Genomic DNA, 15,226 nt, shown 5'->3' with positions numbered 1-15,226 from the left:
TTTTTGTGGATTTGCGAAACAGCTCAGGGAGCGATTTTTGAAGAAGGTCAGCATAATAGATGTCGCAAAAAGAGCGGGCGTATCGGTTTCGACCGTCTCGCTGGTGCTGCGCCAGAAAGGGAAAATTTCTGAAGCGACTATCGAAAAAGTGCAGGCCGCCATCAATGAGCTGGGCTATGTCCACAATATTGCCGCCGCCAACCTTCGTTCCAACACCTCAAATCTCATTGGCCTGATCCTGCGAGACTTTAGCGACAGCTTTTCTATCAAGGTGATGGCGAGCATTGTTCAGGAGCTGGAAGCACAGGGTTTTATGGTTTTCCTCGGCCAGCCACTCAACGAACATGAGCATCTAGAACGCTGCCTGCTGTCATTTAAGCAGCAGGGCGTCGCCGGGGTTATCTATCTGGCGTCGGACGTCAGCCGTGATACGCTTCCCGTGCAAATTCGTCAGTGCCCAATGCCGCTCGTGGTGGTGTCGCAATCGCCCATTAAAGAGGCGTGTAATCTGGTTCTTCGCGATAACCAACAGGCGGCAAGCCTCGCCACCCGTTATCTTATCGAGCGTGGGCATCGTTATATCGCCTACCTAGGCGGTCAGGAAAATAACCTCATTCGTCAACAGCGGCTGGAGGGTTTTCGCAACACCTTAACCCGCTACGGGATTACCCCACGCGAAGAGTTCATCCCGGCCTGTGGTGACGATACCCGCGCCGCCAGCATCGCTACGCGGCAATTGCTGGAAAACAACAACGCCATCACCGCCGTGCTGTGCCATTCACCCGATGCCATGATCGGCTGTATTGATGGGATTCATAACGTGGGTCGCACCGTAGGGAAAGACGTTTTCCTAACCCAGCAGGTGGCGCTGATTGGCTTTGAGGATATGCTGCACATCAACCTCACCTCACCGGCGTTTAGCTATATCTCGTCTGCCAGTGAAGAAACGGGTCGCCAGGCGGCGACGCTGATGATCCGTAAGCTCAAAGACCCGGCGTTGCAAAACCAATCCATCACCCTATCCGGACAACTGGTCGCGCGCGAATCAGCTTAAAGCTGAGCACCCTATCGCTCCGGGTTTATTTGCCACTGTGTAACGGATTAACAATCTCTATCCCTCTTGACAGTCGCTCTTTATTTCCCTGGTAATCTTCCAGCAAAATGGCAATAAACAGGCTGTCCAGCAGGTTCAACTGCACAATTCTGGCCACGGCATTTTGCCCAAGAAGCGGGCCACTCATCGCCGGGCTAAAAATCGATAAATCAGAACATTGCGAAATCGGCGAACCGTTATCATTAGTAATGCAAATGACTTTGGCCTTGCGTGCCCGCGCTGTATTCACAGCACTTAACGTTTCGCGGGTCACACCTGTTTGTGAAATGGCGATCACAACATCATTTTCATCGAGCTGGCTCGCGGTCATTAACATCAGATGAAAATCGCTGTACGCATGGCTGATAATGCCGATTCGCAAGAGCTTGTGTTCAAAATCCTGGCCAACCGAAGCTGAACCACCAACACTAAAAATGATGACTCTACGCGCATGAAATATTAGATGCGCGGCTTTACCTATCGTGGCTGAATCAGCTACCGACCGCGCCTCTTTAAGCACCTGAATACTATTTGAAAAAACCTTATCCAGTACAGTGTCCAGGCTATCATGCTCAGTGATCTCCTCTTCTCTCTCATAAGGAAGAGACTCAAAGTAGCTGATAAGCGCGCTGCGTAATTCCCTAAAACCCGAAAAACCGATCTTTTTAGCCACCTTAACCAGCAGCGGCTCTGAAACTTTTAAAGCTCCAGCCACTTCGCGCAGACTCGTATTCTTACTGATATTTCCTTTAGTAATCAACCACTCAACTATTCTTCGCTCAGTCGGATTCAACTGTGAAAGGGACATTTTTATTCGTGCCCCAATGGCTAACGTGCTGTCCATTTCTTGAATGGGATCTTGATTTATGGTCATTTTTTACACTGTTATTGCGCTGAAAGAGATAGGAGAAAGATTATCACAAGGTGATAGACGGTCAAATGATTAGCCCGCTGAGACCGCAGTTTTTTTCACAAATACAATTATAACTGTGAATTAAATTCACCTTTTAATTAAACAACCCCAATGAGATTAACCGTACCGTGAACCATAAAATCACAATAATTGATCGTTTTGTGAAGTTGATCGTAAACAGCTATTGACCGACACTAACTTCACAACAATAATCTAAATCGTAAAGTTATTGCTCGGTGGCGATAAACTGCGTTTCGATTTATTGCCTGACTTTGATTCGATTGTTGTACCCTAACATGGTCAAAAAACACGATGAAAACAACAATATTCGGAATTCTACAGCGCACAGGGCGCTCTTTTATGCTCCCTATAGCCCTTCTCCCGGTCGCGGGGCTGTTATTAGGCATTGGGGCTTCATTCACTAACCAAACGACTATCGATTCGTATGGACTCGAATCCCTCTTAGGTGCAGGAACCACACTTCACGCCTTGCTTACCGTAATGAAAAGTTCTGGCGGCATTATCTTCGCTAACCTACCGGTTATTTTTGCTATCGGTGTAGCACTTGGGATGGCAAAAAAAGAAAAAGAAGTGGCGGCTATTTCTGGCGCTATCGGTTTTTTAGTGATGCATGCCACCATCAATGCAATGCTGGACATTAACAACTTGCTGACTCCGGGTGTGCTTCCTGAAGGTTCACTGGGGATGACACTAGGTATTAACTCTCTGCAAATGGGCGTCTTTGGTGGGGTAATTGCCGGTCTTGGCGTCGCAGCTCTGCACAATCGTTTTTACCGGATAGAACTGCCGACCACCTTCTCGTTTTTCGGAGGTACGCGATTTATTCCGATTATCTCCGCCGTCACCTTTCTTTGCGTTGGCATCCTGATGTTCTTTATCTGGCCAACAATACAGCGAGGGATTTTACATATCGGAGATCTGGTGAACAGCGCCGGTTATGCGGGAACCTTCCTTTATGGCCTGATGGAACGCGCACTTATTCCTTTCGGCCTGCATCATGTCTTTGCCATGCCGTTCCTACAAACCGGCCTTGGCGGTACGCATCTTATTGACGGCGTCGCCGTTTCAGGTGCCACCAATATCTTCTTTGCCGAGCTCGCGAGTCCACACACTCAGATCTTTTCCGTCGATGCTACCCGCTTTATGGCCGGTAAGTTTCCTTTCTATATGTTTGGTATTCCTGGCGCCGCGCTGGCTATCTATCACACCGCTCGCCCAGAAAAACGCAAGCTGGTTTTAGGTCTACTGCTGTCGGCAACGTTAACGGCCATTCTGACCGGTATCACTGAACCGATTGAATTCTCTTTCCTGTTCGCCGCACCGCTGCTGTACGTCATGCACTGCGTGCTGGCAGGGCTGTCCTTCATGCTTTGCCATATCTTTAACGTCGGTGTCGGGCAAACCTTCTCCGGTAGCCTGATTGACTTCATCCTTTTCGGCGTCATGCAGGGCAACGCGAAGACACACTGGATAAACGCCATCCTGATTGGGATCCCGTTATTCCCTATTTATTACTTCACGTTCCGCTTCGCCATCACGCATTTCAACTTCAAGACGCCGGGACGAGAAGATGACTCCCAGGAAACGAAACTCTACACCCGCAAGGATCTAGAAGCGCGGGACAAGCAGTCCGTATCCAGCCACAAAGCCAATAGCGATGAAGTTTCAGCGCTCATCCTGAACGGGCTGGGAGGAGAGGCCAATATCTCTGACCTCGACTGCTGCGCCACGCGCCTGCGTATCACCGTTGTTGATGAAAACCTAGTCGATGACGCCATGCTCAAGGCATCCGGTGCGAAAGGCGTCATTAGAAAAGGCAATGGGATACAGGTTATCTACGGTCCACACGTCACGCTTATCAAGTCCAGCCTGGAAGATTGTCTGGATAGCGCGCATTAACAACTTCGGCTGGGTTTTCCAGCCGTTAAAACCTTCAAATGATTAAGGGAGAAAGCATGAAAATTGCAATTGGTTGCGATCACGTAGGTATCATTCTTAAACCAACGATTACCGAACACCTTGTCGCTCGCGGGATCACTGTCATTGATAAAGGCGCGCACTCTGAAACGCGCACTGATTATCCCATTTATGGTAAAGCCGTGGCGGAAGCGGTGATGTCAGGAGAGGCTGACCTTGGCATCGTTATTTGCGGATCGGGGATCGGCATTTCGATTGCCGCCAACAAAGTGAATGGTATTCGTGCCGTAGTGTGTAGCGAGCCTTACTCAGCGAAGCTTTCTCGCTCACACAACAATACTAACGTGCTCTCTTTTGGTTCTCGCGTCGTTGGGGCTGAACTGGCAAAAATGATCGTTGATGCTTGGCTGGATGCACACTTTGAGGGTGAACGTCACCAGAAGCGCGTGGAAATGATCGCAGCCATAGAAGAGGCGCAACAATGAAAACCCAATTTTGCCCCTCTCTGATGTGTGTAGATTTCTCGCGGCTTGGGGAAGAGTTGGCTGACCTCGAGGCGGCGGGCGCCTCGCTGTTCCATATCGATGTGATGGACGGCCACTTTGTGCCCAATTTCGCTCTTGGCCCGGAAGACATTAAAGCCGTGTCTAAACTGGCCACTGTTCCTTACGATGTACATTTGATGGTGACGAACCCTGATCCCTATATAGATCGTTTCGCTGAACTGGGTTGTAGCATTATTTATGTTCATGCCGAATCACCGATTCATTTGCATCGTACTTTAAGTAATATTCGCAGTAGGGGAATTAAAGCCGGTGTTGCGATTAACCCAGGAACCTCTCTGAGCATACTTGAAGAAGTGCTGGATGTTGTGGATGTGGTTATGGTTATGTCGGTCAATCCGGGTTTTGCAGGCCAACCTTTTATTACGGCCTCGGTGAATAAAATTCGTCGATTGAGAACAATGCTACAACAACATCAGAGCAAAGCTCAGATTGCTATTGATGGCGCTATTTCTCCTGATGTTGTCAGAACGCTGGGAACGGATGTCGACATGTTCATTTTAGGTACCGCGGGTTTATTTCGCAAAGACATGTCTTACTCACAGGCGATGACCATTCTGCGTAAACAGATTGAATTATCTGATGTCTCAGCCGAACCCTCTCTCTAACCTAAACGCCTTTAAGGAAAAAAATGAGTCTATCAGAAAAATTTTTATGGGGCGGCTCTTTATCAGCGGCTCAATGTGAAGGTGCATGGGATGAAGGTGGGAAAAGCCCAGTACAGGTAGATTTTGGTGCCCCAGGGTCAACAGAAGACCGCCGTTATATCCATTATCTCAATAAAGACGGATCACGGGGCAAAATGAGACAATTTGATCATTTGCCCGAAGGTGCTAAATATCACCTATTTGACGATATCAAATATACCAATCATGTAGGGATCGACTTCTATCACCGATATAAAGAAGATATCGCCTTGCTTGCCGAAATGGGATTTACAACCTTTAATACAACTGTTTCCTGGGCAAGAATTTTCCCAAAAGGTGTTGAGGGTGGGGTAAATCAGGCGGGTGTAGAGTTCTATCGTAATGTGTTTAAAGAATGTCGTAAGCACGGGATGGACCCCGTTATTACCTTGTATAAGTATGACGAGCCGACTTATCTAGAAGAAACATATAAAGATTGGACAAATAGGGAGATGATTAACCAATTTGTCGAATTCGCCAGAGTTTGCTTTACTGAATACAAAGATTTAGTGAATAAATGGTTAACATTCAATGAAATCAATATTCTTTTGCATTTCGATGTAAAGGAAGGGAAGCAGGTTGCTTATACAGAATTACATAATCAAATGGTGGCTTCTGCAAGAGCAACAATCGTTGCCCATGAAATAGATCCCAATATCAAAGTGGGATGTATGGTTGCAGGATACTGCTCATATCCATATACATGTGATCCAGAAGATGTCATTGAGAATTATAAAATATTCCAAAACCTGTTTGGATATTGTGCTGATACGATGGTAAGAGGCTATTACCCTTCCTACGCCACACGTATCTGGAAAGATAATGGGGTTAGTTTGGTCATCAGTGAGCAAGATGAAAAAGATTTATCAGAAGGTAAATCAGATTTCTTAGCTTACTCATATTATATGTCTAATGTCTTCACGACACATAAAGATGAAGGTGAAGTATTGGATGGTGCTGGTGTACAACATTCAATCATAAACCCATATTTAAAAGCAAGTGATTGGGGCTGGCAAATTGACCCAACAGGTTATGAGTATTTCTTGCACTTTATCTATGACCGTTACCAAATCCCACTCTTTGACGTGGAGAATGGATTAGGTGCACATGATAAAATTGATGCTGATGGATTGATTCACGATACTTACCGAATTGATTATCACAGAAGTCATATCAAAAGCCTGATGAAAGCAAGGGAGGAAGGGGTAGATATTTTTGGATACACGTCCTGGGCACCCATTGATTTAGTTTCATTCACCACAGGTCAAATGGATAAGCGATACGGTTTCATTTATGTCGATATGAATGATGAAGGCGAGGGCGATTTTCATAGAGTGAAGAAAGATTCATTCTATTGGTACAAAAAGTGTATCGAGTCCGATGGTAAAGATTTAGAGTAATTAATTAAAAATAAATAACCTCCGACATAGTCGGAGGTTTTGACGAAAGCGTAACTCTGCCGGATGGCAGAATAAATGCCCTACCCGACCTACAGAGTTCGGCACAACAGTTGCGCCAGATGGTTGATATCAGACTGAATCCCCCCCCGACGGAAATATCGCGACCATCACCCAGCCCACGAATCAATTTTTTGGGCATCACGTCTTACCGAAAAGATCCACGCGCGGGTCGGCTTGAACCATGTTCAGAAGCCAAAAAAGGCGCGCCGAACTTTCCGATAACATGACCAAACCACACTGAACACATAATGCCGCTTCATCAATAGGCCGAAAAATCACGCCCTGCCGCTGAATGACGGCAAACGACGCAGGAAACAGACTCAGACCATCGCCACGGGCAATACGCGCGAGCAGCACGTCATGCTCCAGCGGCTCTTCAATGCAGGAAGGTGTGTAGCCTGCTCGCCGAAAAATATCCCGCGTGTAATCGAAGAAGGCCGGATTACGCTCGCGCTTAAACCAGAACAAGGGACGGGCATTGAGGGCGTTCAGCGTCAGCGATTCGGCATCAGCTTCCGGCCAGTGCATTGGCAAGGCGGCAATCAATGGCTCCTGCAAAGTCAGCGGGATGACTGTCAGCCCGGCGCTCTCCAGCGGCAGCGCCACCAGCGCAGCATCCAGTTTTCCCCGTCGCACCTGACGCACCAGTTCCGGCGAAGCGTGACGCACAATATTAAGCGCCGCAACCCGCTGCGTGAGACGCGTTTCCAGCGCTGCATAAAACCCCTGCTCGAATGCCGTCGTCAGCCCAAAACGCAGCGACGGCTCGCCGGTTTTCGCAAGCTTACTGAGCGTGGCATAGGTTTTATCCTGCAACGCCAGCAGCGGGCGGATAATTTCCAGCACCCTTTGCCCTTCATCGGTGAGCGTCAGTCCCTTGGTGTGACGGACAAAAAGCGCCAGCCCCAGCCGTTCTTCAAGCTGGCGAATCTGGCGGCTGAGCGGCGGCTGCGACATAAACAAACGCTGCGCCGCGCGGCTCATATTGTTCTCTTGTGCCACCACCGCAAAGTTACGCAGCAGGCGAAGATCCAGAGAGTGAAGTAGAGATGTTGTCATACCGAAAAGGTATCACAGAATAGGTATTATCCAAATTGTTCTGCGCCGCCTATTCTCTGACTTACATCGGGCTTATGAGGAATTAACCATGGATTCAGAACGCTTTATTATCGGTCAAAAAATGCTGCAACAGGTTGATGGCAAAGGCGGTGACGCGGTCGTGGAGAGTTTGCGAGATATTGCACCAGACTTCGCCCGCTACCTGCTCGAATTCCCATTTGGCGATATTTATGCTCGTCCGGGCCTGGACTTGCGCAGCCGGGAAATTGCCACCGTGGCCGCGCTTACCGCCATGGGCAACGCCGCGCCGCAGTTGAAGGTGCACATAGCCGCCGCGCTGCACGTGGGATTAACGCAGGAGGAAATTATTGAGGTGATAATGCAGATGGCGGTGTATGCCGGATTCCCGGCAGCGCTCAACGGGCTATTTGCAGCAAAAGAGGTGTTTTCGGCGCGGTGAAGCGCCGGATGGCGATGCTGACGCATCTTATCCGGCCTACGGACTACAGACCGTGTAGGCCGGATAAGCGGAGCGCCATCCGGCAACCCAAACTACAGCAATTGCGCCAAGCGGTTGATATCAGACTGAATCGCCCCAGCGGTTACGTCACGACCGGCGCCCGGCCCACGAATCACCAGCGGATTATCGCGATACCAGCGGCTTTCGATGGCAAACACGTTATCACACGGCAGCAACGCCGCCAGCGGATGCTCCTGACGGACCGCTTCCACGCCAACGCGTGCTTTGCCGTTGGCGTCAAAACGCGCCACGTAGCGCAACACTAGCCCCATCTCCTGAGCCGCTTCAAAACGTTGTAGCATCTGCTCATTAAGCTCTTCGCCATTCTCAAAGAAATGGTCAATCGAGCCATCTTCGCAGTGCGCAGGCACCAGAGACTCGACGCGGACCTGATCCGGTTCGATGTCATAGCCCGCTTCACGCGCCAGAATCACCAGCTTACGCATCACGTCTTTGCCGGAAAGGTCAACGCGCGGGTCGGGTTCCGTCAGCCCCTGCTGCCAAGCCTGATCGACCAAGTCTGTAAACGGTACGCTGCCATCAAACTGCAAAAACAGCCACGAGAGCGTGCCGGAGAAGATGCCGCTGATAGCCAGAATGCTATCGCCGCTGTCGATCAGATCACGCACGGTGTGGTTAACCGGCAAACCGGCACCCACGGTCGCGTTATACAGCCAATGGCGGCCCGTTTTTTCGAAGGCATCATGGATTTGGCGATATTTATCGCTGCTGCTGGCACCGGCCAGCTTGTTAGCGCTGATCACGTGGAAGCCGTGGCTGGCAAAATCCAGATACTGATCGGCCAACTGTTCGCTGGCGGTAATATCCAGTACCACTAAATCGTCATAAGGATGAGCGCGCATCCACAGGAATAATGACTCTTCATCCTGTTCCACCGCTTCATCATCAAAGAAAGCCAGCGCGCGACTGGCATCCAGCCCTTCATAGCTCAGCAGGCTACGGCGGCTATCCACTACACCCGCCAGCACAAATTCAAATCCGGTACGCGCAGAGAGCGTGCCCTGCTCGCGAGCAAACAGCTCCAGCCAGCGTGAACCAATATTGCCTTTACCAAACAGCACGAGGCCAATACGCTTTTCCGCTCGGAACAGCGACTGATGGAGTCCCTGAATAAGGCTTTCGGTCGGGCCTGCACGCAGCACGGCAACGAGGCTAATGCCCTCTTCCGATTGCCAAGTAAACTCTACCGGCTGGCCTTTCAACTGCTGCCAGAAACGGTGGCAGTGCAGCGGGTTACGGGTGACGCCTGCGCCAACCATCGCTACCAATGCCAACCCCTGACGCAGACGCAGTTCGCCCGGCAGGCCGGCTTCATCGAGAATTTTCAGCGCGCTGTCAGCGACTTCTGAGGTGTAGCAGAATTGCAGCAGTTGATGATCGGCATGTACGCCCACCGCCAGCGGGCGGATTTGCGCGCGCTTAAGCAACTGGTCAATGTCTTTATATGCCAGCTTGAAATCTTGGCTGGCGGGTACGCGAAATTCAATAAGGCAAACATCGTCATGGCTGGTGACAATACGTGCGCCGGTGCCGGAAGCCAGTACGCGCTCTATGCGCGTGGAACCTTGATCCGGCGTGTAGCTACAGCGCAATTGCAGGTCGATGTCGCTGCCGGAAACCGGCTGCAGTGTACGCGTGTGCAGTACTGGTGCCGCCAGACGCGCCAGCTCGCTGGCTTCGTCCAAACGCAGCAGCGGCAGCAGGCAGGCATCTTTCACTTTGCGCGGGTCGGCGCTGTAGACACCGGCGACGTCGCTCCAGATGGTGACGCGGGAAACGCCCGCCAGCGCACCAATTTGCGTCGCCGAGTAGTCAGAGCCGTTACGCCCCAGCAGTACGGTTTCACCCGCATGGTTGCGGCTGATAAAACCGGTGACAACCAAGCGCTTACCAGGATGCTGGGCCAACAGTTGTTGCAGCAGTGGATAAGAGAGACCTTCATCCACCTGCGGCTGGGCGCTGCGTTCGGCGCGTAAAAAAGCGCGCGCATCGAGCCAGGCGGCATCCAGGTTTTGCAGCTTGAGGACTTCAGCCATCAGGCGTGCAGACCAGACTTCACCGTGGCCGACCACTTCGGCATAGACTGCGTCGTTCACACCCGCGTCCAGCAGACCGGCCAGACGTTCCAGATCGTGGATAAATTCAGCAATCAAGCCGTCAGCAATTTCGGCAGGCAGCAGGCCACTAATCAGATCCGACTGATAGCGGCGCAGCGCTTGCTGAACCTGATGCGCAGAGAGGCGATCGGTCTGGCTGAGCTTCAGCCAACTGATCAGTTGGTTAGTGGTGCTACCGGCGGCGGAAACGACCATCATGTCGCCGGGCTGCGAGTACTCGACCATAATGCCGGCAACGCGCAAATAACACTTCACATCCGCCAGGCTACTGCCACCAAATTTATGCAGCTGACGCTCTTTCGCCCCTGCCTGCGCAATCACACTCATTTTTACCCCTCGGCTGCGATCCGGAATCCATTTTCCAGATCGGCAATTAAGTCTTCACTATCTTCGATACCGGTTGAGATACGCAAGAGCGTCTCAGAAATGCCCGCAGCGGCGCGCGCTTCCGGCGCCATACCTGCGTGCGTCATAGTTGCCGCATGAGAAATCAGGCTCTCTACGCCACCCAGCGATTCCGCCAATGTGAACAGCGACAGCCCGCTCAGGAAGCGACGCAATGTTTGCTCATCGCCGCCCAGCTCAAAGCTCAGCATCGCACCAAAACCTTTCTGCTGACGCGCGGCAATTTCGTGGCCCTGGTTTTCCGGTAAAGAAGGATGATACAGCTTTTTCACCAGCGGCTGCGTCTTCAGGAAATCGACAATGGCATAAGCATTACGCTGCGCCACTTCCATACGCGGAGAGAGCGTACGCAGGCCGCGTAACAGCAGGTAGCTGTCGAATGCGCTGCCGGTGACGCCGATATTATTCGCCCACCATGCCAGTTCTGTGACCGTTTCCGGATCTTTTGCAATCACCACGCCGGCCACCACGTCCGAATGACCGTTCAAGTACTTGGTGCAGGAGTGCAGCACCAGGTCAGCGCCTAAGGCCAGCGGATTTTGCAGCGCCGGGCTCAGGAAGGTGTTATCCACCACGCTTACCGCACCCGCTTCGCGGGCCAGCTGGCAGATTTTCGCAATATCCACCACGCGTAACAATGGGTTACTTGGGCTTTCCACTAGGACCAGTTTCGGTTTTTCCGCCAGCGCCGCTTTTAATGCTTCTTCATTGCCTTGGTCAACAAACAGCACGCGATAGCAGCCGCGTTTGGCCAAGCTATCAAACAGACGGTAGCTGCCGCCGTAGCAGTCGTGCGGTGCAACCAGCAGATCGCCAGGTTTGAGGAAAACGGTGGTCACCAGATGAATCGCCGACATCCCCGTATTGGTCATGACCGCGCCTGCCCCCCCTTCCAGCTCGGCCAGCGCCCGCTGAACAACATCACGCGTCGGGTTTCCACGACGAGAGTAGTCATGCGCACGCGGCTCATTAAAGCCGGTAAAGTTATAGGTGCTGGAAAGATGAATGGGCGGGACAACACAACCATACTGCTCGTCGTCATTTAATCCGCTACGCACTGCGATGGTGGCCTGTTTACGGGTCATGAGGATTCGTTCCTGGCAAGGTCTGTGAAAAGTCAGGCTCCAGAGTAAACATTGTTATCATAGCCGTCAATACATCTAGACTTCTAAACTTCTTTGCGTATAGATTGAGCTATTGGCAAATAGCCGTTAAAATTATATGCATTAGTGCACATCTGTGACGGCTAAACTCGTGCCAGAACGGGGCCGCTGCGGTAAACTGCGCGCGATCATGGCCGTGACCCGGCCTGTTAACTCATGACTAGAGGATTAAAGGTATCTCATGGCTGAATGGAGCGGCGAATATATCAGCCCATACGCTGAGCACGGTAAGAAGAGTGAGCAAGTAAAAAAAATTACGGTTTCCATTCCTCTGAAGGTGTTGAAGATCCTCACCGATGAACGCACGCGTCGTCAGGTCAACAACCTGCGCCACGCCACCAACAGTGAGCTGCTGTGTGAAGCGTTCCTGCATGCATTTACCGGTCAACCGTTGCCTAACGATGAAGACCTGCGTAAAGAGCGCAGCGATGAAATTCCAGAAGCGGCGAAATTGATTATGCGTGAGCTGGGGATTGACCCAGAGACGTGGGAGTACTGATTACCGATCGGTAGGCTTAAAAAAAAGCAGAAATGATTTTCTGCTTTTTTTCGAATTTTTTCCGCGCAAGACCGAAATTCGGACACAAAAAAAGCGCCCTAAGGCGCTTTTTTCGCTTGGCAACTTACTTGCTGCCTGGGATGCTGAAACGCTTGTTGAAGCGGTCAACACGGCCACCGGTAGCAACATCACGCTGCTTGCCAGTATAGAACGGGTGGCATTTACCGCATACGTCCAGGTTCAGATCGTGACCTACGGTAGAGCGGATTTTCATGATGTTACCGCAAGAGCAAGATGCAGTAATTTCTTCGTATTTCGGGTGAATATCTTTTTTCATGGGGAAAACCTCGGTTAAGGCCGCGTCGCTCTTCCAGCCCTAACGCCAGACACCACGCGATGTTAATAGTATATTTCCTGATGCCAAAATGCATCAAAGGCGGCGAATCATACAGAATTTGACCAGCATATGCAAACTGATCCGCACTCCTGTAATGTGTATACTGTCTCGCCAGATTTCAAGTCAGGAACAAAACATGCCCGTTGCTCACGTTGCCCTGCCTGTACCACTGCCCCGCACATTCGACTACCTGCTGCCTGATAACTTCAGCGCCAAAGCAGGCTGCCGCGTGCGCGTGCCATTTGGCAAACAAGAGCGCGTGGGCATTGTGGTCGCAGTCAGCGAAAACAGCGAGCTGCCGCTTGGTGAACTCAAAGCCGTTGCCGAAGTGCTGGACGCTGAGCCGGTCTTTTCAACCTCCGTCTGGCGTTTACTGCTGTGGGCGGCGGACTACTATCATCACCCGATTGGCGACGTACTGTTCCACGCGCTGCCTATTTTGTTGCGCCAAGGAAAACCCGCCAGCGCAACGCCGCAATGGTTCTGGTTTGCCACCGAACAGGGTCAGGCTGTTGATATCAACAGCCTGAAACGCTCGCCGAAACAGCAGCAGGCGCTGGCGGCGTTGCGTCAGGGGAAAATCTGGCGTCATCAGGTTGCGGAGATGGAGTTTAACGAGAGCGCCATGCAGGCGCTTCGCGCAAAAGGTTTTTGCGAGCTGGGTAGCCTAGCGCCGGACACCATCGACTGGCGTGCCACCTACTCCGTGCCGGGCGAACGACTACGTCTGAACACCGAACAGGCCACGGCGGTAGGCGCCATCCACAGCGCCAGCGATGAATTCTCCGCGTGGCTGTTGGAAGGGATAACCGGTTCAGGTAAAACCGAAGTCTATCTCAGCGTGCTGGAAAACGTGTTGGCGCAGGGAAAACAGGCGCTGGTGATGGTGCCTGAAATCGGTCTAACACCGCAGACCATCGCACGTTTTCGCGAACGCTTTAACGCGCCGGTTGAGGTTCTGCACTCCGGGCTTAACGACAGTGAGCGCTTGGCGGCATGGCTAAAAGCCAAAAACGGCGAAGCGGCAATTGTTATCGGCACCCGCTCTTCGCTGTTTACGCCGTTCAAAAACCTCGGTGTTATTGTCATTGATGAAGAGCACGATAGCTCTTATAAGCAGCAGGAAGGTTGGCGTTATCATGCGCGCGACCTCGCCGTCTGGCGCGCTCACAGCGAACAAATCCCGATTATCCTCGGCTCGGCCACGCCTGCGCTGGAGACATTGCTTAACGCCCGTCAGCATAAGTACCGGATGCTGCGCTTAACCCGCCGCGCCGGTAACGCACGTCCAGCGCATCAGCACGTGCTCGATTTAAAGGGTCAGCATTTACAGGCCGGGCTTTCTCCCGCCCTCATCAACCGCATGCGTCAGCACTTGCAGGCCGATAATCAGGTTATTTTGTTTCTAAACCGCCGCGGTTTCGCGCCAACGCTTCTGTGTCACGATTGCGGCTGGATTGCGGAATGCCCGCGCTGCGACAGCTACTACACGTTGCATCAGGCGCAGCATCATCTCCGCTGCCATCACTGCGACAGCCAGCGCCCGATTCCGCGCCAGTGTCCTTCCTGCGGCTCCACGCATATGGTGCCGGTGGGTCTTGGGACCGAACAGCTTGAGCACGCGCTGGCCCCGATGTTCCCCGGCGTACCGCTGTCGCGTATCGACCGCGATACCACCAGCCGTAAAGGCGCGTTAGAGCAGCATCTGGCAGAAGTCCATCGCGGCGGCGCGCGCATTTTAATTGGCACCCAGATGCTGGCGAAGGGGCACCATTTCCCTGACGTTACGCTGGTTGCCCTGCTGGACGTCGATGGCGCACTGTTCTCCGCCGACTTCCGCTCAGCTGAGCGCTTTGCCCAGCTCTACACCCAGGTTTCTGGCCGTGCAGGACGCGCAGGGAAACAGGGCGAAGTGGTATTGCAAACGCACCATCCAGACCACCCGCTACTGCAAACGCTGCTGTACAAAGGCTATGATGCCTTTGCCGAACAGGCGCTGGCTGAACGCCAGACCATGCAACTGCCGCCGTATACCAGCCACGTGCTGATCCGGGCGGAGGACCACAACAGCCAACAGGCCCCGCTATTCCTGCAGCAGTTACGCAATCTCATTCAGGCAAGTCCGCTTGCTGACGATAAGCTGTGGGTCATTGGGCCGGTGCCCGCCCTCGCCCCCAAACGCGGTGGGCGTTACCGCTGGCAGATTTTGTTGCAGCACCCTTCACGCGTGCGGTTGCAGCACATTGTCACCGGCACGCTGGCGCTCATCAACACGCTTCCGGAGTCCCGCAAAGTGAAGTGGGTTCTCGACGTTGACCCTATTGAAGGTTAATGCAGAGTTGAGAGCCGGATCGTGAAATAAAACAATCATCACACTTTTGATGAAAATTCT

At 52.1% G+C, this 15,226-nt stretch carries 13 protein-coding genes; 8 read left to right on the top strand and 5 right to left on the bottom strand.

What is annotated here, in order from left to right:
* The first annotated feature begins 37 nt into the window (after positions 1-37).
* Positions 38-1,054 carry a Mal regulon transcriptional regulator MalI gene (malI, locus tag AB4K05_RS21665; protein WP_368481878.1) on the top strand — a complete coding sequence of 339 codons (1,017 nt, stop codon included), beginning with the start codon at positions 38-40 and terminating at the stop codon, positions 1,052-1,054.
* Positions 1,055-1,079: 25 nt separating this feature from the next.
* Here the strand turns inward: malI and AB4K05_RS21660 are convergent, their stop codons facing one another.
* Positions 1,080-1,967, bottom strand: a complete 888-nt coding sequence (locus AB4K05_RS21660; protein ID WP_368481877.1) for an SIS domain-containing protein — start codon at positions 1,965-1,967, stop codon at positions 1,080-1,082.
* A gap of 351 nt (positions 1,968-2,318) precedes the next feature.
* Between AB4K05_RS21660 and AB4K05_RS21655 the strand changes: the two genes are divergently transcribed.
* From AB4K05_RS21655 to AB4K05_RS21640, 4 genes are read left to right on the top strand one after another with little or no spacing between them, the layout of a single operon-like run.
* Complete coding sequence (locus AB4K05_RS21655) at positions 2,319-3,926, top strand: PTS transporter subunit EIIC (protein WP_368481876.1); 1,608 nt, start codon at positions 2,319-2,321, stop codon at positions 3,924-3,926.
* 56 nt (positions 3,927-3,982) lie between these two features.
* Entirely contained in the window at positions 3,983-4,429 is a 447-nt protein-coding gene (gene rpiB / locus AB4K05_RS21650) for a ribose 5-phosphate isomerase B (protein ID WP_368481875.1), read from the top strand.
* Complete coding sequence (gene rpe, locus AB4K05_RS21645; RefSeq protein ID WP_368481874.1) at positions 4,426-5,115, top strand: ribulose-phosphate 3-epimerase; 690 nt, start codon at positions 4,426-4,428, stop codon at positions 5,113-5,115. Before rpiB ends, rpe begins: the two co-directional genes overlap by 4 nt.
* 23 nt (positions 5,116-5,138) lie before the next feature.
* On the top strand, positions 5,139-6,593 hold the full coding sequence (locus tag AB4K05_RS21640) for a glycoside hydrolase family 1 protein (RefSeq protein WP_368481873.1): 1,455 nt from the start codon (positions 5,139-5,141) through the stop codon (positions 6,591-6,593).
* A gap of 198 nt (positions 6,594-6,791) precedes the next feature.
* Here the strand turns inward: AB4K05_RS21640 and AB4K05_RS21635 are convergent, their stop codons facing one another.
* On the bottom strand, positions 6,792-7,712 hold the full coding sequence (locus AB4K05_RS21635) for a LysR family transcriptional regulator (RefSeq protein ID WP_368481872.1): 921 nt from the start codon (positions 7,710-7,712) through the stop codon (positions 6,792-6,794).
* A gap of 88 nt (positions 7,713-7,800) precedes the next feature.
* Between AB4K05_RS21635 and AB4K05_RS21630 the strand changes: the two genes are divergently transcribed.
* Positions 7,801-8,172, top strand: coding sequence for a carboxymuconolactone decarboxylase family protein (locus tag AB4K05_RS21630; protein ID WP_368481871.1), 372 nt, complete (start codon positions 7,801-7,803; stop codon positions 8,170-8,172).
* A gap of 92 nt (positions 8,173-8,264) precedes the next feature.
* On the opposite strand, the gene AB4K05_RS21625 is transcribed toward AB4K05_RS21630, so the two are convergent.
* Complete coding sequence (locus tag AB4K05_RS21625; RefSeq protein WP_368481870.1) at positions 8,265-10,697, bottom strand: bifunctional aspartate kinase/homoserine dehydrogenase II; 2,433 nt, start codon at positions 10,695-10,697, stop codon at positions 8,265-8,267.
* Between the two features lie 2 nt (positions 10,698-10,699).
* Positions 10,700-11,860, bottom strand: a complete 1,161-nt coding sequence (gene metB / locus AB4K05_RS21620) for a cystathionine gamma-synthase (RefSeq protein WP_368481869.1) — start codon at positions 11,858-11,860, stop codon at positions 10,700-10,702.
* A gap of 259 nt (positions 11,861-12,119) precedes the next feature.
* Here metB and metJ point away from each other — a divergent pair, with 259 nt between their 5' ends.
* Positions 12,120-12,437: a met regulon transcriptional regulator MetJ gene (gene metJ, locus AB4K05_RS21615; protein ID WP_052284227.1), complete on the top strand. Its 318-nt coding sequence runs from the start codon at positions 12,120-12,122 to the stop codon at positions 12,435-12,437.
* Between the two features lie 124 nt (positions 12,438-12,561).
* On the opposite strand, the gene rpmE is transcribed toward metJ, so the two are convergent.
* Positions 12,562-12,774, bottom strand: a complete 213-nt coding sequence (rpmE, locus tag AB4K05_RS21610) for a 50S ribosomal protein L31 (protein WP_234507856.1) — start codon at positions 12,772-12,774, stop codon at positions 12,562-12,564.
* A 196-nt stretch (positions 12,775-12,970) separates the two neighbouring features.
* On the opposite strand from rpmE, the gene priA reads away from it, so the two are divergent.
* The gene (gene priA, locus AB4K05_RS21605; protein WP_368481868.1) at positions 12,971-15,166 is read left to right on the top strand and encodes a primosomal protein N'; all 2,196 of its coding nucleotides are present in this window, start codon (positions 12,971-12,973) and stop codon (positions 15,164-15,166) included.
* Positions 15,167-15,226 lie beyond the last annotated feature (60 nt).

This window comes from Kluyvera sp. STS39-E, from assembly GCF_040932435.1.
In the GTDB taxonomy this organism is placed as follows: domain Bacteria; phylum Pseudomonadota; class Gammaproteobacteria; order Enterobacterales; family Enterobacteriaceae; genus Kluyvera.
Note: the sequence above shows the minus strand (reverse complement) of the source record. Positions and strands in the feature narration are given on the sequence as shown.